The sequence below is a fragment of the Saccharopolyspora hattusasensis genome (genome assembly GCF_050972075.1).
Lineage (GTDB): Bacteria > Actinomycetota > Actinomycetes > Mycobacteriales > Pseudonocardiaceae > Saccharopolyspora > Saccharopolyspora hattusasensis.
Genome location: NZ_JBPCDC010000001.1, coordinates 6,870,081 through 6,887,525, shown reverse-complemented (window position 1 = coordinate 6,887,525; position 17,445 = coordinate 6,870,081). Strand labels below are relative to the sequence as shown.

The 17,445-nt window shown below is 66.8% G+C and carries 16 protein-coding genes and 1 tRNA gene; 6 read left to right on the top strand and 11 right to left on the bottom strand.

From position 1 onward, the window contains the following. Positions 1-288: 288 nt before the first annotated feature. A complete protein-coding gene (locus ACRXBZ_RS33190) occupies positions 289-1,224 on the bottom strand; it encodes an IS4 family transposase (RefSeq protein ID WP_433882424.1) in 936 nt (311 codons plus the stop codon). A 185-nt stretch (positions 1,225-1,409) separates the two neighbouring features. After that, positions 1,410-2,750, bottom strand: a complete 1,341-nt coding sequence (locus ACRXBZ_RS33185) for an MFS transporter (RefSeq protein WP_433882423.1) — start codon at positions 2,748-2,750, stop codon at positions 1,410-1,412. Positions 2,751-2,887: 137 nt separating this feature from the next. Here ACRXBZ_RS33185 and ACRXBZ_RS33180 point away from each other — a divergent pair, with 137 nt between their 5' ends. Next, positions 2,888-3,754 carry an IclR family transcriptional regulator gene (locus ACRXBZ_RS33180; protein WP_433882422.1) on the top strand — a complete coding sequence of 289 codons (867 nt, stop codon included), beginning with the start codon at positions 2,888-2,890 and terminating at the stop codon, positions 3,752-3,754. 16 nt (positions 3,755-3,770) lie between these two features. Here the strand turns inward: ACRXBZ_RS33180 and sucB are convergent, their stop codons facing one another. The 6 genes from sucB to ACRXBZ_RS33150 are packed head-to-tail and all read right to left on the bottom strand — an operon-like array spanning position 3,771 to position 10,653. After that, positions 3,771-5,036, bottom strand: coding sequence for a 2-oxoglutarate dehydrogenase, E2 component, dihydrolipoamide succinyltransferase (gene sucB, locus ACRXBZ_RS33175; protein ID WP_433882421.1), 1,266 nt, complete (start codon positions 5,034-5,036; stop codon positions 3,771-3,773). A gap of 59 nt (positions 5,037-5,095) precedes the next feature. After that, positions 5,096-6,202: an oxidoreductase gene (locus ACRXBZ_RS33170; protein ID WP_433882420.1), complete on the bottom strand. Its 1,107-nt coding sequence runs from the start codon at positions 6,200-6,202 to the stop codon at positions 5,096-5,098. Beyond that, positions 6,199-7,689, bottom strand: coding sequence for an amidohydrolase family protein (locus tag ACRXBZ_RS33165; protein ID WP_433882419.1), 1,491 nt, complete (start codon positions 7,687-7,689; stop codon positions 6,199-6,201). Before ACRXBZ_RS33165 ends, ACRXBZ_RS33170 begins: the two co-directional genes overlap by 4 nt. Further along, a complete protein-coding gene (locus ACRXBZ_RS33160) occupies positions 7,686-8,600 on the bottom strand; it encodes an alpha/beta hydrolase (protein WP_433882418.1) in 915 nt (304 codons plus the stop codon). The genes ACRXBZ_RS33165 and ACRXBZ_RS33160 overlap by 4 nt, the downstream gene beginning before the upstream one ends. A gap of 54 nt (positions 8,601-8,654) precedes the next feature. Continuing rightward, positions 8,655-9,632, bottom strand: coding sequence for an alpha-ketoacid dehydrogenase subunit beta (locus tag ACRXBZ_RS33155; protein WP_433882417.1), 978 nt, complete (start codon positions 9,630-9,632; stop codon positions 8,655-8,657). After that, complete coding sequence (locus ACRXBZ_RS33150; RefSeq protein ID WP_433882416.1) at positions 9,610-10,653, bottom strand: thiamine pyrophosphate-dependent dehydrogenase E1 component subunit alpha; 1,044 nt, start codon at positions 10,651-10,653, stop codon at positions 9,610-9,612. Before ACRXBZ_RS33150 ends, ACRXBZ_RS33155 begins: the two co-directional genes overlap by 23 nt. Before the next feature lie 158 nt (positions 10,654-10,811). On the opposite strand from ACRXBZ_RS33150, the gene ACRXBZ_RS33145 reads away from it, so the two are divergent. The 4 genes from ACRXBZ_RS33145 to ACRXBZ_RS33130 all read left to right on the top strand — a co-directional run bounded on the left by ACRXBZ_RS33145 (position 10,812) and on the right by ACRXBZ_RS33130 (position 13,718). After that, positions 10,812-11,765, top strand: coding sequence for an IS3 family transposase (locus tag ACRXBZ_RS33145; protein WP_433882415.1), 954 nt, complete (start codon positions 10,812-10,814; stop codon positions 11,763-11,765). A 369-nt stretch (positions 11,766-12,134) separates the two neighbouring features. Beyond that, complete coding sequence (locus ACRXBZ_RS33140) at positions 12,135-12,563, top strand: hypothetical protein (protein WP_433882414.1); 429 nt, start codon at positions 12,135-12,137, stop codon at positions 12,561-12,563. A 190-nt stretch (positions 12,564-12,753) separates the two neighbouring features. Next, the gene (locus ACRXBZ_RS33135; protein ID WP_433882413.1) at positions 12,754-13,053 is read left to right on the top strand and encodes a hypothetical protein; all 300 of its coding nucleotides are present in this window, start codon (positions 12,754-12,756) and stop codon (positions 13,051-13,053) included. A 467-nt stretch (positions 13,054-13,520) separates the two neighbouring features. Continuing rightward, on the top strand, positions 13,521-13,718 hold the full coding sequence (locus ACRXBZ_RS33130) for a hypothetical protein (RefSeq protein ID WP_433882412.1): 198 nt from the start codon (positions 13,521-13,523) through the stop codon (positions 13,716-13,718). 494 nt (positions 13,719-14,212) lie between these two features. Here ACRXBZ_RS33130 and ACRXBZ_RS33125 read toward each other — a convergent pair. Then, positions 14,213-14,284: transfer RNA gene (locus tag ACRXBZ_RS33125), tRNA-Ala, on the bottom strand. A gap of 406 nt (positions 14,285-14,690) precedes the next feature. Between ACRXBZ_RS33125 and ACRXBZ_RS33120 the strand changes: the two genes are divergently transcribed. Continuing rightward, positions 14,691-15,233, top strand: coding sequence for a hypothetical protein (locus ACRXBZ_RS33120; protein WP_433882411.1), 543 nt, complete (start codon positions 14,691-14,693; stop codon positions 15,231-15,233). A gap of 335 nt (positions 15,234-15,568) precedes the next feature. Here ACRXBZ_RS33120 and larA read toward each other — a convergent pair whose 3' ends face one another. Both larA and ACRXBZ_RS33110 read right to left on the bottom strand, forming a co-directional pair. Further along, positions 15,569-16,852 (bottom strand): nickel-dependent lactate racemase, encoded by a 1,284-nt coding sequence (gene larA / locus ACRXBZ_RS33115; protein ID WP_433882410.1) that lies wholly within the window; start codon positions 16,850-16,852, stop codon positions 15,569-15,571. An 8-nt stretch (positions 16,853-16,860) separates the two neighbouring features. Next, positions 16,861-17,406, bottom strand: a complete 546-nt coding sequence (locus tag ACRXBZ_RS33110) for a dihydroxy-acid dehydratase domain-containing protein (protein ID WP_433882409.1) — start codon at positions 17,404-17,406, stop codon at positions 16,861-16,863. Positions 17,407-17,445: the final 39 nt, after the last annotated feature.

The following is a 17,445-nucleotide window of genomic DNA, read 5'->3' as shown; positions in this document are numbered from 1 at the left end:
ATGCGGAGATTCACCTACATTCACCCGTCCGGCCTTCTCCTCGCCCGCTGCCGCTGGGTGGAACAGCAGCAGCTTCGGCTTTTACCCTGGGCTTCACACCCCGCGGTTACCCACGACGCATGCCAAGGCGGAGACGATCCCGCGGACACTGGACCGGATCACGTCTTCACTAACCCCGCGGTTACCCACGACGCATGCCAAGGCGGAGACGATCCCGCGGACACTGGACCGGATCACGTCTTCACTAGGGGAACCTCCAAACAACGTGACCACTCACATCGTGCGACCTCACGTCGCACCCCAACGGTGGTGGTACAAGGTGATCAACTCGGCGGCCGGGTAGTGATGGTGATCGGTCAGGGTGGTGGCCAGCCGGTAGACACCGGTGTGCCGGCCGGCGGTGGTGGAGATGGTGATCTCGCACTCGACGACCCGTACCAGCAGCCGGCCCAGCATCGACAGGTAGGACCCGTCGGGGTATCGGGCCAGGACTGGCATCTTGCGGCCGTTTTTCAGCCGGACGAGGACGTCGGCGCCGGTGTCTGCGATCTCAGTGATGAGGTCTTTGGCGCCGAAGTTGCGGTCGGCCAGCAGGATCATCCCTGGTCGCAGACTGCGCAGCAGGTGTGGTGTGTAGGTGGTCTCGCCGGTGGTGGTGGGGCCGAACACCGCGTCGATCAGGGTGCGGGTGCCGCAGGCGAGCAGGGCCACCAGCCGGATCTGGGGATAACCGGTGCCACCGTGGTTGCCGGGGTGTTTGGTGAAACGGGCCAGCATTCTGGGGTTGTCGGGCACGGTCAGGATGGTGCCGTCGATCGCACAGACCAGCAGGCCACGCCACCAGGTTCCGCGCTGCCCCACCGTGGCCGCCGGTCCGCGGAGCAGGTCGAACAACCATCGCAAGGGCGCGACGCCGATCCTGCGGCGGGCTTGCGCGAGTCCGCTGGTGGTGGGGGTGACCAGGGGCAGGCCAGTGAGGGAGGCGGTGAGTTTGCGCCATACACCGGGATAGCCGATCTCGGGGAACAGACACGCGGCCAGCAGCAGGTAGACCACCACCCGTGAGGGCAGATCCCGCAGCCGGGACTGCGTGGTGCGGGTGGCGGTCAGGGCCTCATCGACCATCTCGAAGGGCAGGTGCTGGGTGAGTTCACCGAGGTGGCCGGGTGCGAACCGGCCCCCGGACACGGTGATCGTGCGGGTGATGACAGACTGGGTATCCAACGGAGTTCCTGCTATCTGGTGATCTTGGTCGGCACCGTTCTAGCAGGGACTCCGTTGCCCGTTCCCGGGGGGTTGACAAACCGGCTCACGCCTTAACTACCCGGCCTTGCGGCTAGTCGTGCGCAGAGTCAAGGACAAGAACTCCAACGACGCCCTGTTTCCCGTCTGGCGTCATCACGCGTTCTTCAACGCCCGGGGTCCGGCGCGAGCGCCGTGGTTTCGTCGCTCGTTATCCCGGGCATGAGCGAGCGATCCTTGGTCTCCGGACCGACCGCCACGGAGACCAAGGTCAGCAGTGAGAGACCGGCCAGCAACAATGCGACCGGCCATGCCGACTGCGTCGCGGCGAGGAGCGCGGTGGCCACGAGCGGCGCGAACCCGCCGGCGAGCAAGCCACCGATCTCGTGTCCGAGCGAGGCGCCGCTGTAGCGCACCCGGCTGTCGAAGAGCTCCGCGAAGAAGCACGCCTGCGCACCGCTCATTGCGGCGTGGCAGACCGCCATCCCGAAGATGAGCGCGAACCAGACGAGGGCCGGTGTCCCGGAGTCGACGAGCCAGAACAGGGGGAACGCGAACGCGGCCATGAGCGCGGCGCCCGCCAGGTAGACCGGTCGCCTGCCGATGCGGTCCGACAATGCTCCAAACGCGACGGTCGTGACGAGTTCGATGGAGACGGCGACGCAGAGTCCCCAGAGCATCATCGAGCGGGACAGGTGGAGCACCTGTGTCGCGTACGAGAGGATGAACACCTCGATCAGGTAAGCCCCGCCTGTCTCCGCGAGTCGGGCACCGATCGCAACGAGAAGCTCACGCGGGTGCTTGCGGACGGCTTCGACCAGCGGCAAGCGAGCCTTCGGCGCGGAACCGGACAGTTCCAGGAAGGCGGGCGATTCGGCGACGCCGACCCGGATCAGCAAGCCGACGACGACGAGCACGGCACTGAAAAGGAACGGAAGCCGCCATCCCCAGCTGATGTATGCCTGCTCCGGCATGAGGGTGACCAGCGCCATCGCCAGCGTCGACAGGACGAAGCCGGACGAGACACCGGACTGGCTCAAACCGGTCCAGAACCCGCGTTTGGTCGGTGGGGCGTGCTCGGCGACCAGCGACGCCGCCCCGCCCCATTCGCCGCCGACCGCCACGCCTTGGACCAGCCTGAGGACGACCAGGAGGATCGGCGCGGCCGCGCCGATGCTGCCGTAGGTGGGCAGGCAGCCGATCAGCGCGGTGGACACGCCCATCACGACCAGTGTCACGATGAGGGTGTACTTGCGGCCGACCCGGTCTCCGATGTGCCCGAACAGCATGCCGCCCAGCGGACGGGCGCCGAACCCGACCGCATAGGTGGCGAACGCCGCGAGCGTGCCGGACAGCGGGCTCAACGTGCTGAAGAAGAGCTTGTTGAAGATCAGGGCGGCGGCTGTCCCGTAGAGGAAGAAGTCGTACCACTCCAGGGCGTTGCCCACTACTCCCGCCAGTGCGACGCGGCGTATTTCCCTGGTCTCGGCCGAGCGTTGGTTGGGCATCGCGATGACCGCCTTCCTCGTTGAAGGTCACCGATGCGGCCTGCCCCCACGTGCCGTATCGAGTGGCTCGTATTTCGAGCATATGCTCGCATGGCGATCACACGTGGTCAAGCGTAGCGGTGCGCGGGTTCACCCCGATGTCGGCCCGCGGGCCTCAAAGCCCTTGTCGGCGCTCTACGCTCGACGTCGTGACCACTGATCTGCCCCCCAGCACCGAGCACGGCGACCGCTCGCAGCCGACCTGGATGATCCAGTCGATCGTGCGGCTCGCAGCCATCCTCGATCTCTTCACGGCCGAACGTCCGATCTGGACCGAGCAGGAGATCGTGGGTGCGACCGGGCTAAGCCGCGGCACGGTCTATCGCTTCTGTCAGACGCTGCTGCACGTCGGCTATCTCGACGCGGCGGCCGACGGTGGATACCGGCCAGGGCCACGCGCGATGACGCTCGGACAAGCCGCGATCCTGGGCATGGACATCGCCGAGCTCGCCCGGCCAACACTCATCGCACTCCAGGCCGAACTGCAGGAGACGGTGAACATGGCGGTGCCCGACGGGCACGACATCGTCTATGTCATCCGGCTTCGGGGCTCCGGCCTGCTGGACATCCGGCTCCAGGTCGGGAGCCGCCTGCCCGCGTTCTGCACGTCGCTTGGCCGCGCGATGCTCGCGCAGCTGCCGGACGAGGAGCTCACTGGTTTCCTGGACACCGCGGATCTTTCGCCGCGCACGGAGGCCACGGTCACGGACCCGAAGGTGCTCCGGACGCTGATCCGAGACATCAGGGCCAAGGGCTATGCGGTCAACGACGGCGAACTCGCGCACGGCCTGCGTGGCGTGGCCGCCGCGGTACGCTATCCCACCGGGCGTCCCGCCGCGGCCATCAACGTCGCCCTGACGCGACCGTTCCGCCCCGGCGAGCCCGAGCAGGAACTCGGACCGCTGCTGCGGAGCACCGCCGAGCGCATTGAACGCCTGCTGATCGGCGAGGACCGAACATCGTGAACGGCTGGCGGGCAGCCTATCCGCCGAGTTCGGCGGCGAACTGGCCTTCCTCCAAGCGCGCCTTGATCGCGCCGAGGAACCGGCCGGCGTCCGCGCCGTCGATAACGCGGTGGTCATAGGTCAGGGGCAGATAACAGACCTGGCGAACCGCGATCACGTCCTCGCCGTCGGGGCCGTCCACCACCTTGGGCTCCTTGACGATCGCGCCGGTGCCGAGAATCGCGACCTGGGGCTGGTTGATGATCGGGGTGTCGAACAGCGAGCCCGCGCTGCCGATGTTGGTGATCGTGAAGGTGCCGCCGGACAGTTCGTCCGCCCCGATCTCGTTGGCACGAGCGCGCGCCGCGACGTCGGTGATCTTGCGTGCCAGGCCGGCGAGCGAGAGATCGTCGGCGCTTCTGATAACCGGGACGATCAGGCCGCGCGGGGCGTCCACGGCGATCGCGAGGTGGACCGCGTCGTGGTACTCGATGTGTTTGCCGTCTTCTGACAGCGAGGAGTTCATAGCCGGGAAATCTTTCAGCGCCTCGATCGCGGCCTTGGCGAAGAACGGCAGGTAGGTCAACTTGACGCCCTCCCGCGCCAGGAAGCCCTCTTTCTCCCGCACCCGCAGATGCGCGATACGGGTGACGTCGGCTTCCTGGACGGCGGTCAGCTGTGCGGAGATCCGCAAGGAGTCGGTCATCCGCTGGGCGATGACCTGGCGAAGCCGCGGCATCGCCACAACAGTGGCGGCTCGTGGTGCCGCGGTGCCAGCCGCCGCCGGAGTTGGCGCAGGTGCGGGTGCGGGAACCACCGGCGCCTGGACGAGTGCCAGGGCGAGGGCCGGGGCCGCCTTCACCGCGGCGAGTACGTCCTGTTTCCTGACGCGGCCATTGGCGCCCGTCCCCGTGAGCGAACTCAAGTCGACGCGGTGTTCCGCGGCGAGTTTACGGACGAGCGGGGTGACGTAGGGCGCGGTGGCCGAACTCCGTCGGCCCGCGGCCACCGGCGGGGCGGGACTTGGTGCGGCCTGGTCCACCTGCGTCGAGGGCGCGGCGGCGGTCGTGTCTTCGATTACGGCGAGCTCGGCGCCGATCTCCACGGTCTCGCCCGCGCCTGCCTTGAGCTCCTTGAGAACGCCGCCTACCGGTGCGGGGATCTCCGTGTCGACCTTGTCCGTGGAAACCTCGAGCAGTGGCTCGTCAGCCTCGATGCGGTCCCCTGTGGCCTTGAGCCATCGGGTAACGGTGCCCTCGGTGACGCCCTCACCAAGAGCGGGCATCTGAACGGAGAATGCCATTTCGTTCGAATCCTGTTCACTTGCGGTGGTTTGTCGGTGAATCGGGCCGCGGCGCGACGTCAGTCGAGAACCTTGCGCGGACCGATGGCCCAGTCGTATTGCCGGGGCCAGGCCGGCCGGTGTCCCAGCTGGTGGAGGGTGTCGCGTGCCCAGTTTGGGTTGCGCAGCATCGCCCGGCCGACGAACAGAGCGTCGGCGGCCCCGCCGCGCACGATCGATTCGGCGTGCTGGGCGTCCTCGATGAGGCCGACACCGGCCACGAGCGCTGACGTCGCCTGGCGGATTTTCGAGGCGAACGGGATCTGGTAGCCGGGATAGGTGTCGATGCGTCTCGTGGGCAGGAGTCCTCCGCTCGACACGTCGATGAGATCGACACCGAGTGGCAGTAATGCCTGAACCACGTCGATGACGTCGTCGACGTCCAGCCCGTTTGGGCGTCCGTTCTCGGGCGTGAGCCAGTCGGTGGCGGATAGCCGGACGAACAACGGCAACCACTCCGGCCACACTTCCCGGACCGCGGTCACGACCTCGATGGCCAGACGGCGGCGGCCCTGCTCGCCGCCGTAGCGGTCGTCGCGGCGGTTGGTCGCGGGGGAGAGGAAGGAGTGGATGAGGTAGCCGTGCGCGGCGTGGATCTCCAGCACCCGGAATCCCGCCGCGAGGGCTCTCCGGGCCGCGTCCGCGAACGCGGTGACGATGTCCGTGATCTCGGCGGCTGACATTTCGTGTACCGGGCTTCCGCCGGGGCGCGCGGATGGGGACTGGGGCAGCCAGCCTCCGTTTTCGGGTGGTACGCGGATGCCGCGCGCCTCCCAGGGCCGGTGCGCGGATGCTTTGGGACCCGCGTGCCCGAACTGGATCCCGGCGACGGCTCCGGATGCCTCGATCGCGCCGGTCAGCCGGGTGAGCCCGTCGACGTGGTCGTCTGACCAGATTCCCAGGTCCGACTCGGACATCCGGCCCACTGGGGTCACCGCTGTCGCTTCGGTGAGGATCAGCCCGGCACCACCGACCGCTCTGGCCCCGAGGTGGATGAGATGCCAGTCGGCCACGCCTCCGTCAGGCGGCGAGGAGTATTGGCTCATCGGTGCCATCCAGAGCCGGTTTGGCATGGTTACCGAGCGGATTTTCAGCTCGTCGGCGACCGAGTTCGTCTGGCGGGTCATCTCGTGTCCTCCGCGTCCCCGGGTGCCGCCGGCTCTCCTGCCGCACCGCGTGTGGTGAACCAGTCCGGCGCGTCGAGGTCGCGTGGAAGCCAGTGCCGTCCGACCTGCTTGCCGAGTTCGCGAAAGATCCGGTCACGGGCGGACGCCGCGGCGTCCAGGACGCCGCGATCCCGCTGGACGAGCTTTCCGCGGTACTTGAGGAAGCGCCCGCGAACGGCGACGGCCTCCACATCGGACCGGTCGCCGGAGAGGATGAACTGGTCCACCGGATCGTTGACCGGGGAGAACTTCAGGGCGCCGAGGTTCACCACCAGGAGGTCGGCGTCCTTTCCGGGGACGAGCGAACCCGTGCGGTCCGCCAGTCCGCAGGCGGCCGCACCGCCCACGGTGGCGAACTCGAGGGCCTCCCGGGCGGTGAGCGTGACGGTGGCGGGCGACCTGCCCGCCCGCAGCGCCGCCCCGTTCGCCCGGGCACGTTCGGCGGCGAGAACGGTACGGATCGCGGTCATCAGCGACCCCGAGCCGCTGGCGACCTCGTCGGTCGACAGGCTCGGCTGCAGCCCGGCCGCTCGGACCCTGTTGGTGGGCAGGTCCCCGATGCCCATCATGAGATCGACTTCCGGTACCAGCGACACGTGCCCGCCGGATCCGGCGATGTGGGCCCAGTCCTCATCGCTGAGATGGTTGCCGTGGATGTAGGTCGTGCCCGGCCGGAGGAGACCGTGGTCGCGCAGCCGGGCAATGGGGCGGTAGGTCAGTGCCTTGAGCCCGCCACCCACGTGCACGCTGATCGGCAGGTCGAGTTCGTCCGCGAGCCGCCAGTCGTGCTCGACCGCCGTCATGTCCGAGAATTCCGGGCCGCGTGCGGCGATCGCCATACTGTGCAGACTCCTGGGGCCGACGGCGAAGTGCTCGGCGCGGATGCGCCGGGCGAGGTCCGCGTCCAGGGGAATGGGGCTCGGCAGGTCCTGCCACTGCCGCGTGCCCCCGCCGAAACCGAACACGACGCGGGGCCCTGCCTGCGTGATCGCATCGACCGCCGCGGCGGCGTGCTCGGCCGTCTCGATGATGTGCGACCAGTCGACCACGGTCGTGACCCCCTCGTCGAGGGCGTCGAGCAGCCCGAGAAGAGTGCCTAGCCGCACGTCATCAGGGGTGAAGCGGAGGCGGGCACCACGGTGTATCCCGGCGAAGTAGTGGCCCTGCAGCCAGTCCGCACCCACCCCGCGCACCAGGGTCTCCCAGGTGTGCCGGTGGGTGTCGACGAGGCCGGGCAGGACGAGACAGCCCCGCGCGTCGATCGAGGGAAGCCCGTGCGAATCCAGGTCGGGACCGATGCCGGTAATCACGCCGTCCTCGACCCGGACGTCGTGGCCCGGCAGATCTCCCGTGCCGGCGGCCATCGTGGCGACCCATCCGCTGCGCAGGACGAAGGAATCGCCGTCGGGCGGCATCTTCGGGCGTGGCCGGGTACTTCCGTGTGTCACAGCGACTCGGTGAAGAAGCGGGCGATGTCCGTCGCCGTGCTGTTCTGGCGGTCGCGGTCGGAGTACAGCGTGAGGTGGTTCGCTGAGGAGATGATCGTGAGTTCCTTGCTGGTTCCCGGGATCTGGTCGAAAGCACGGAGCGCGAGATCCCAGTGAGTGTGGTCGTCGCCTTCGGCGATCACGAACTTCGTGGGCTTGCCGAGCAGCCGGCCCAGGTAGGGAAAGACGTTGTAGGCAAGCAGAAGCTCGGCTGATTCGGCGGTCGACCTGCCTTCGTAGCGGGGCGCCTCTCGCGCCTTCAATTCTGCGAAGGCGACCCTGCTCTTCGGGAAGGGCCAGGTCGCGAGGTCTCCCTCGGTGGCGGGCTGGTGGTCGATGTAGGTGATCTCGCCCGTGGCGTAGCGCTTCCGCCGCGCCTCACGCAGAGCCGCGGTGAACCGGCGGAAACCAACGGTGCCGTGGGCGAGGCGCATGTTCTCGTACCCGTCGGTCACCGGTACCACGCCGCAGACAGCACGGATACGCTCGTCGAGCGCGCCGAGGATGAGCACATGCCCGCCGCTGTAGGAGATCCCCCAGGCGCCGAGCCGGTCCCCGTCGATCTCCGGCCGCTGTTCCAGGTAGGACACCGCGTTGCGGTAGTCGGCTACCTGCTGCCAGGGATCCATGTGCTGGCGAGGCTGCCCGGTGCTGGCGCCCATGTTGCGGTAGTCGAACACGAGCGCGGCGATGCCACTCGCCGCGAGGGCACGGGCGTAGGTCGGCTGTGCCAGTTCCTTGACGTAGCACCAGCCGCCCGCCATCACGACGGCCGGGTGCGGCGCCGGCTCCGCCGGCAGGTACAGATCAGCCGCCAACTGGTTGTCGTCACTGGCAAAGGTCAGCTCTTCCACGCGGACGTCGTCGGACATGGGTTCCGTTCTCCTAGTTCCTGAATGCCCTGTCGGTTTGCGGTTTTGGTCGATCTAGTAGGACGCGAGCATGCGCAGCGATTCGACGATGCGGGCCGTCGTCGGGATGACCTGGTCCTCCAGTTCGCGCCCCGCCGGAATCGGCACGCGCAGGCTCCCGACCCTGGCGACCGGAGCGTCGAGGTGCTCGAAGAGCTCGTCGGCCGTCCAACCGGCCACCTCGCCGCCCCAGCCGCAGAACTCGACCGCTTCGTGCACCACCGCGAGCCTGTTGGTCGACAGGATCGACGCTCGCAGCGTGTCCCGGTCCAGCGGCCAGAGATAACGCAGATCCACGACCTCGCAGGAGATTCCCTCGCCGGAAAGGACATCCGCCGCCTCCAAGCAGCGCCCGACCATGCGCCCGATGCTGACCACCGTGATTTCCGAGCCCTGCCGGGCGAGGCGAGCCGTGCGCGTCCAGGGCCGGTCACCCGTTTCCACCTCACCGCGTTGACTGAGGTACAGCGCCTTGTTCTCGAAGAAGAGCACGGGATCATCGGTGCGGATCGCGTCCCTCATCATGCGGTAGGCGTCATCTGGGGTGCTCGGCATCGCGACGACGAGCCCCGGAACGTGGGCGAACCAGCTCTCCAACGCCTGGGAATGCTGTGGTCCGTGGTTGGTTCCGCCGCCACCCGGCAGGCGCACGACCAGTGGCATACGGAACTGGCCGTTGCTCATGTAGCGGGCCTTGGCCGCGAAATTGACGATCTGGTCCATGGCCAGCATGACGAAGTCGGAGAACATGATCTCCACGACCGGCCGCATCCCTTCGGAAGCCGCGCCGGCCGCGAAGCCCGCCAGCGCACCTTCGGCGAGCACCGAGTCCATAACGCGATCGGGGCCGAACAGGTCCACGAGATCCTTCGTGACGGTGAAGACTCCGCCGAGGGCGCCGACCTCCTCGCCCATGACGACCACGGAAGGGTCCGCGTCCATCTCGTCACTCAGCGCTTGGCGAATCGCTTCAGCGAATTTCAGCGTGGGCATGCGTGGTGAACTCCTCGGTCGCGTAGATGTGGGCGTAGGCGGCTTCCGGTCCGGGTTTCGGGGCCTGGGCCGCCTTGACGATGGCGTCGTCCACGAGTGCGGCCACCGACCGGTCGACCGCGTCGGCCTCGTCGGCTGGGAGCGTGGCGCGGAGCGCCGCGACGGGGTCGTTGCCGGCGAGCCAGTCCGCGCCATCGGTCTTCCCGCGGTAGCGGTATTCGGCGTCGGCGATGCTGTGCGCGCGGACCCGGTAGACACGGCATTCGAGAAACGCCGGCTGCCCCGCGCGAACCGTGAACAGCAGCCGTTGCGTGGCGGCATACACCGCGGTCACGTCGCGTCCGTCGACCTCTTCCGCGGCGATGCCCATGGAGCGGACGGTCGCGGCGATGCTGCCGGGCGGTCCGAACACGCGTTCCGTCGGCATCGAGTGGGCCCAGCCGTTGTTCTCGCAGACGAAGAGAACCGGCGCGGACCAGTGCCTGGCGGTCCTCAAGGTCTCGCTGAACACGCCGTTGGCGAAGGCGCCGTCGCCCGCGAACGCGACGGCGACGTCATCGGTTCCCTTGAGCCTGCGTCGCGCCCAGATCGCTCCGGCCGCCCAGGGAAGGCCGCCACCCACGATCGCCGTTTCGCCGTAGAACCCGCTCGCACGGTCGTGCAGGTGCATCGACGCTCCGCGGCCACCGCTGGTCCCCGTGGTCCGTTTGAACAACTCGGCCATCACCGCGTCTGGGGAGACGCCTTTCGCGATCGCATGACCGTGACCACGGTGGTTGCTGGTGACGATGTCAGTCGGCCGCAGTACCGCGCACACGCCCGCCGCGCAGCTCTCCTGGCCGAGTGACGAGTGGAACGAACCGTCGATCATCGACTTCTTGTGGCACGTCTCGATCCCGTGCTCTATGCCGCGGATCAGGACCATCGTCCGGTACAGGTGGAGCCTGGTGTCCTCGTCGAGGAACACCGGCTCGCCGTCGTTGGCTTCCCTAGTGGACGGGAGGCTGTCAAGGCTGCTCATCTCACCCCTGCGATTCCTCAGTGCTCACTATACGAGCACCTGCTCGGATAGTGTGCACACTTTCGGTGGGTATCGCAAGTGACCCGGCTCGCCTTCACGTGGACGGAAGTCGGACACTCCGTGGTCGTCCGGCTTGCAGAGCCGAACGGTTCGATCTGATGGTGAAGTACGCCGGCCCCGACACGCTCGCCGAGACCCGCACCGACACCGACACCGACACCGACACCGACACCGACACCGACGGCAGTAAAGACGCCGCCAGGCCGTTCTCGGTGCGTCGTATGGCGCGACTTCTGGACGTGTCCGCGTCGGGCTACTACGCGTATGTCAAACGCGCGGCGGCGCGGAGGTTGACACCACGCAAGCAGCGCCGGGCTGACCTCGAGGTGAAAATCACCGGAGTACACAAAGAATCCGGCGGCACCTATGGGTCACCCCGCATCACCGCCGAACTGCGTGCGCGGGGCGAGGTGGTCAGCGAGAAGACCGTCGCCAAGATCATGGCCGGCATCGGGATCGAGGGCATCAGCCCGCGCACGTTCAAGGTGAAAACCACCGTGGCCGACCCGAAGGCGTCGTTCCCGCCGGACCTCGTCGATCGGGAATTCGACCAGGGCCGCGTGGACGCGGTGTGGCTGACCGATATCACCTACCTGTCCTGTGGTGAGAGTGAGATGTATCTGTGCGCGGTCCGGGACGGGCATTCCCGGAAGGTGCTCGGCTACACCATCTCCGAGCACATCGGCTCGGAGATGGTCACCGAGGCCATCGACGCCGCCGTCGCTACCCGGGGCGGCCGGTGCCGTGGCACGATCCTGCATTCCGATCGTGGCGGTGAGTACACCGGTCATCTAACGGTGAAAGCGTGTTTCCGGCACGGGCTGCGCCGGTCGATGGGCGCGACTGGGGTCTGCTGGGACAACAGCCCTGCGGAATCGTTCTGGTCCACGTTCAAACACGAGCACTACTACCGGCATACCTACGCCACACAGACGGAACTCGTTGTCGCAGTTGACAATTGGGTTCGCTTCTACAATGCTGTCCGGAGGCACTCCGCGATCGGGATGCTCAGTCCCGAGGACTACGAGAGCTCACTCCGAGCAGCTGCCTGAATCCCCGTAAACCCCCTGTCCACCACTCGGGGGGAACCTCACAGCACCGCTGGACACAGTGCTTCCCCGCCACACCTGGCACACTGCGGAACTGACACCGCAAGCTGATCGCCAAGAAGTGGGACTACATCCACCGCCCAGGCAAGACCGGGAGGCCACAAACCCACAATGCGATCAAGAAGCTGGTGATGCGCCTGGTCGAGGAACCCCCGCTGGGGACATCGCCGGATCCAGGGTGAACTGGCCGGACTTGGCCACCCGATCGCAGCATCCACCGTCTGGGAGATCCTCACCCCGGCAGGGTTCGACCCTGCCCCGCGGCGAAATGGCCCCACGTGGAAGCAGTTCCACAACGCCCAGGCCCAAGGCTTGATCGCATACGACTTCATGCACCTGGACACCGCCATTGGCCAACGTCTCTACGCCCAGGCATTCCTCGAACACACCACCCGCCGACTGCACATCGCCTGCGTCACCGCTCGCCCGACCTCAGACCGGGTGACCCAGCAGGCTCGCAACGTGACCGCCGGCCTGGGGGTGCGCGTCCAGTCGCTGCGCTTCCTGCTCCGTGACCGCGACGCGAAGTACACCAACGCCTTCGAGGCGATCATCGAAGCCGAGGACATGGAGATCTTGAAGTCCCCCGGGCACCCAAGACGAACGCTCACTGCGAAAGAGTCATCGGCAGCATCCGCCGCGAGGTTCTGTTGGGTGGCGTTGTGGATGAGGACGTACAGGTCGGTTAGCGGCATTGACGGTGAGCACGTACCGAGGGCTTGGTGCGCGGCGGCACGATGAACACCAGCGGTGCCGGCCCAACTCAGCGCTGCTTGCTCCCGGCAGGTCATGCTCATCGTGACGACGACACATCCTCCGGCCATCCGTCGATTGTGGAGGATCCGGAACGGCGGACAGCAACGCGAATTGGCCCCTGGATCGACGGCAGCGTGATAGGCATGCTGCACCACTGTGCGAGGAGACCACTGCCGTGATCGTCGTGCTGGACGTCGAGCAGGCCGAGGTGGACCTGCGCGCGGGTGTGCTGCGCTGTCCACGCTGCGCGGGCTGTGCTGCGGCCGTGGTCGTCGGCGTCCGCGCGACGGATCCGGCAGCGCGACGGCTCGTACCAGCTACTGCGGCCGCGCCGGGAACGCTGCTCGGACTGTCAGGCCACGCAGGTGCTGTTGCCGACCGGGTGCGTGCCCCGGCGCGCGGACGCGGCCGACGTCATAGGGGCCGCGCTGGTCGCGAAGGCCCGCGGGCAGGAATATCGCACGATCGCGCGTGACCTGGCCCGCCCGGTCTCCACAGTGCGCCGTTGGCTGCGCAGCGTTCGTGGCGATCAGGTGGAGTGGCTGCGGCGCAGGGCGTGCAGCGGACCTTCGAGCTGGACCAGGACCTGCTGGCCGATTGGTGGCGCAGGCCACGGCGTTGGGGATGCGTTGTGCGCGCTGGCCGCTGCCGTACTGGCCTGGCGACGCCGGTTCACCCGACCGGTTGAGGCGTGGACGCTGATCGGGGGCGTTCACCGCAGGGCGTCTGCTCGCTGCACCATGATCAACAGAGGGATCTCAGGGGACCACTGTGCCGGAGTTGGTCACCGGCATGACCGGCGGTCGCCGACAGCGTGAGCACGTCCACAACACGCTGAGCACGAACGACACCCGGCTCGTACTCATCTTCAATGCCGACGTGGTACTCATTTTGACGCCGGTCAACAGGTTCTCGACCACACCCTCATCCTGAGCGAGAACCATGCTCGCCGCGTACTGGCCGAGTATCAACGGCACTTCAATGAACATCGGCCACACCAAGGTCGAGGTCAACTGCCTGCCGCACGCCAGGAACAACCAGCTCCCGTCCACAGCCTCGATGCCCGGCAACCTCTCCGCACCCGTGGTTCTCGGCGGCGTGATCAATAGTACCGATACGCAGCCTGAGCTGCAGCGATGACTTTCCGAACGGGACAGGGAAGGCCAGCGCAGCGGCCGGACGGTGGCCGACCTTCACAATCTGGGAGTGACCGAGTTCGGCACCGACCGGCTGCAGCCGGTCAGCCGCGGCGCGCGCACCGGCGCAGTTGGGCTTGATCAGCCGTGCGGGCAGGGTCCAGCAAAAGGCACCTTCTGCACGACACCGCTGGCAACGGACCCCGTCCACTCACGACCGAGCTCAGCATCCAGCAACCGTCACCGACCGGCAAAAAACCTTTTCGGGCACTTCAACGCAGTTCGAATCTATTGCCGAATCTTGACCAATTACTACACAGTGTGACCAGCAAAGGCGACCCCATTTGCGCGTTCAGTCAAAAACTTGATGGCCGCGCTCCTGATTCGCTCCTGGATGGGCTTTTTGATCTTGATCGAGGATCACCACAAGATCCACAACAGACGCGAAAAATCCCGCTGACCTGCACTTACGTGCCGATCAGCGGGCTTCCGCCAACGTGGAGCTGACGGGATTCGAACCCGTGACCCCTTGACTGCCAGTCAAGTGGGACCTCACCGGCATGCTCAAGCCCATTTTCCCAGGTCGTTGTGAAGTCTAACCAGCACAGTAAAGGAGTCTACCAGGACTGATCTGACGTTTCCGTGTCTCCGCAGGTCATGCCCCTTTCGTCACACTGTGCTCTCTATCCGCCCGGAAAGCTGATTAGGTCCGAGTGGTCTCGGAAACCTCGCACGAGGCACCTTGACTCCCCTCCAGCAGCCTCCTTCTCGCCAAAACGGCCCCGCCGTCGCCAATCGGGCCTGACCAGATTGCAAGCCTCGCCAGGCTGGAGGTTGGGGGAGCTTACTCGACACAAAGGACCAGGTCAGCGCCCTGGAAACACTGCGGCAGAAGCTGCCGGACCTGGCTACACCGCCCCAACCGTCACCGAAGCGTGCAAAGCCTGGCCGCGCTCGGCAGCTCGACAGCGACCAGGTGCAGCAACTGATCGAGGGCTACCAGTCGGGCGCCACCGTCTACGAACTGGGTGATCAGTTCGGCATCAAGCGCCGCACCGTCAGCACGATCCTCCACCGCCACGGTGTTCCGATGCGCCGCCGCGGCCTGGCCGAGGAGCAGATCGACGATGCGGTCCGGCTCTACAACGAGGGGTGGTCGCTGGCCAGGATCGCCGCGCGCATGGATGTCGCCGCGGGCACGGTGCGCCAGCGCCTGCACGAGCGTGGCGTCCCGATCCGCGACACCCACGGGAAGGTGACGCCCAATGACCGGCACGTCATCCACATCAAGCCCGCAACTGAAATGCGCAAGATCGCAGCCATCCCGGTGATCGGGTATCGCTGGCGCGCCAACACGATCCCCAACTCCCTGGCCTGCATAACCACTCGCACCGGCAGACACCGTGGAGAGCCCGTTGCGTTGAGAGGCGTACGGCGGGTTCGGCAAGATGCCAGGAGCAACGGACCACGAGCAATCCCGGCACCGCGCTCCTTGCCTACTCAGCGGATGGGGTGGTGATCCGGAAAGCTGGGGCGTCCTGACTCGGCGGTCGTACGGATCTCGACGCACGTCATTCGGGACGCTCGGCATCATCGATGCGCACCTCGATGTGGGGTGCCGTTCGCTAGTGCGAATTCACGGACGGCGAGCCGTTCAGCAGTCTGAAGGCTCAGACCGCGGTCACTTCTAGCGCACCGTCGCCAAGCACATCGCTTGCGACTATGGCCAGCGGTACTGTCTTGGCGCCCTGCTCGAGGCGCTGTCAGATGGCCTGCTCGTCCTTGCCTCTTCCAGCCCCACGGACCGAACCGCGCCGAGTGTCGGAGTTGGCCTGGGAGGCTGTCCCACAGCGATCAAGGGCCGTCCTCGATCACATAGGGGATGGTTTGAGGCCCGTCGGGCAGTACACAGACCCGTGCATCAGGTCCGGCCTCGTGGAGTGCCTGCTCCACCGCTTCGCTGACATCGGCGCACGGGGTGAAGTGTGCTGAGCGCAGGTCGTGGTCTGAGAGATAATCGCTGTGCACGAGTACGCGAGCCGAATTCTGGACCTGTGCCTGCTTCTGCACCTGCCACTGGTCGGTCATCGTCTGCTCGCGGTCCGCGATCTGAGCCAGGAGGCCAACTGGCGACTCCGCCGAAGAGAGTGCGCTCCGGTAGGAGCCGTGGTCGGGGAAGCCGTCGCGGCATTCGGCGGCACAAATGATGGTGCCACCCTCTCGAACGATCTCGGCGGCGGCCGACATGCCCTTCACCGCCTGGTAGAGGTTCTGATCCAGAGGAAAGCCCGAGTTGGTCGTCACAACTACCTCGAACCGGTGTGGTAGTGCGCGCATGGCGATCGCGCGTGCCGCCCGACGGGCAGCCCGGTGCATGGCGCTGAGTTCTCCACCGTACGCGCTCACGACTTCGTGATTGCGATTCAGGATCACGTCCGTGGAGAATCCGACATCAGCGGCAGCGGCAATAGCTCTGATGTCGTCGTGGACGGGGTTTCCTTCGCACACCCCCCACGTTGCCCGGGGGCTGCCGATACGCGCGGCGTCGTGCAGCACCAGAACCGTGTCGAGGCCCGCCAGTCCCGGAGCGACCATCTTGGGGCCGCCTGAGAAGCCGGCGAAGAAGTGCGGCTCCACGAATCCGGTGGTGACGCGGAAGTCCGCATCTGTCCACTCCCGGTTGAGCCAGACCGGAACGTCGTCGCCGTGGTACCCGCACCACTGCAACGAAGACCGGTCTGCGGCGTCGTGATTGACGATCCGCACGGTGTCGACCACGTCGTCGCCCAACATCGCGCGCAGTTCCTCATCCGTGTTGGCCCGGTGGGTGCCGGTCGCGATGAGAAGGACGACGTCCTCGATCCGGACGATACCGTCGAGCTCGGCCAACAGCGCTGGAATCATCAGGTCACGCGGTTGTGGTCGTGTCGCGTCGCAGAGCGAAACAGCGACCGTTTGCCCCTTCTGCACGACCTCCCGAAGTGGCGGGCCTGCGTCGGGTTGGCGAAATACGCGTTGCACCTCGGCGGCGGGATCCGCGGCCCCCTCGTGGAACTCGGGCTCGACGATAGTGACGCGGTCGTCGGCTATCTCGACGTCCAGCCCGGCGTCGCCGTAGGCCAATCGAACGGTCGGCACGATCGTTGTCACATCCCTTCCGGATGCTCGGGCCGGGGGTCCGCTGCGGCTGGACGATGCCGAGCACCGAGCACCGCTCCCTGGGCCAGCGACTGGACGGTCTGCTCGTAGATCGCGAGCCAACCCCTCTCCCGTCCATGCTGTGGCGGTCGCCAGTTTCGCCGGCGTCGGTCGAGCTCCTCCGCGTCCTGATCCAGATGGACCGAGCGGGCATCGAGATCGATCGTGATGCGGTCTCCGTCGATGACCAGAGAGATAGGGCCGCCTGCCGCTGCCTCCGGGGTGATCTGACCGATGGTGAGGCCCCGGTTGAGCCCCGACAACTGACCGTCGGTGAGCACCGCGACCTCACTGGCGAGCCCGGTGCCGCTCAGGGCCGCAGTGAACCACGACGCGAAGCCCATGCCCGGTCCGCCCTTGGGGCCCAGGCCGCGTAGAACGACGATGTCCCCCGACCCGATCCCTCCGTCCTCCAGCGCGGCGATGGCGTCCTGCTGGCAGATGACAGAGAGGTGTTCGATGAAGATCGTTGACGTGGTCGCCTTCCCAGCCATATATAGGCTTTGAGCTGCGGTCTAATACCGACTTTGGGC

Coding starts and splice junctions, on each gene's coding strand:
- ACRXBZ_RS33185 (WP_433882423.1), bottom strand. CDS start 2,750: ATGCCCAACCAACGCTCGGCCGAGACCAGGGAAATACGCCGCGTCGCA.
- ACRXBZ_RS33180 (WP_433882422.1), top strand. CDS start 2,888: ATGTCGGCCCGCGGGCCTCAAAGCCCTTGTCGGCGCTCTACGCTCGAC.
- sucB (WP_433882421.1), bottom strand. CDS start 5,036: ATGGCATTCTCCGTTCAGATGCCCGCTCTTGGTGAGGGCGTCACCGAG.
- ACRXBZ_RS33170 (WP_433882420.1), bottom strand. CDS start 6,202: ATGACCCGCCAGACGAACTCGGTCGCCGACGAGCTGAAAATCCGCTCG.
- ACRXBZ_RS33160 (WP_433882418.1), bottom strand. CDS start 8,600: ATGTCCGACGACGTCCGCGTGGAAGAGCTGACCTTTGCCAGTGACGAC.
- ACRXBZ_RS33155 (WP_433882417.1), bottom strand. CDS start 9,632: ATGCCCACGCTGAAATTCGCTGAAGCGATTCGCCAAGCGCTGAGTGAC.
- ACRXBZ_RS33150 (WP_433882416.1), bottom strand. CDS start 10,653: ATGAGCAGCCTTGACAGCCTCCCGTCCACTAGGGAAGCCAACGACGGC.
- ACRXBZ_RS33145 (WP_433882415.1), top strand. CDS start 10,812: ATGGTGAAGTACGCCGGCCCCGACACGCTCGCCGAGACCCGCACCGAC.
- ACRXBZ_RS33130 (WP_433882412.1), top strand. CDS start 13,521: ATGCTCGCCGCGTACTGGCCGAGTATCAACGGCACTTCAATGAACATC.
- ACRXBZ_RS33110 (WP_433882409.1), bottom strand. CDS start 17,406: ATGGCTGGGAAGGCGACCACGTCAACGATCTTCATCGAACACCTCTCT.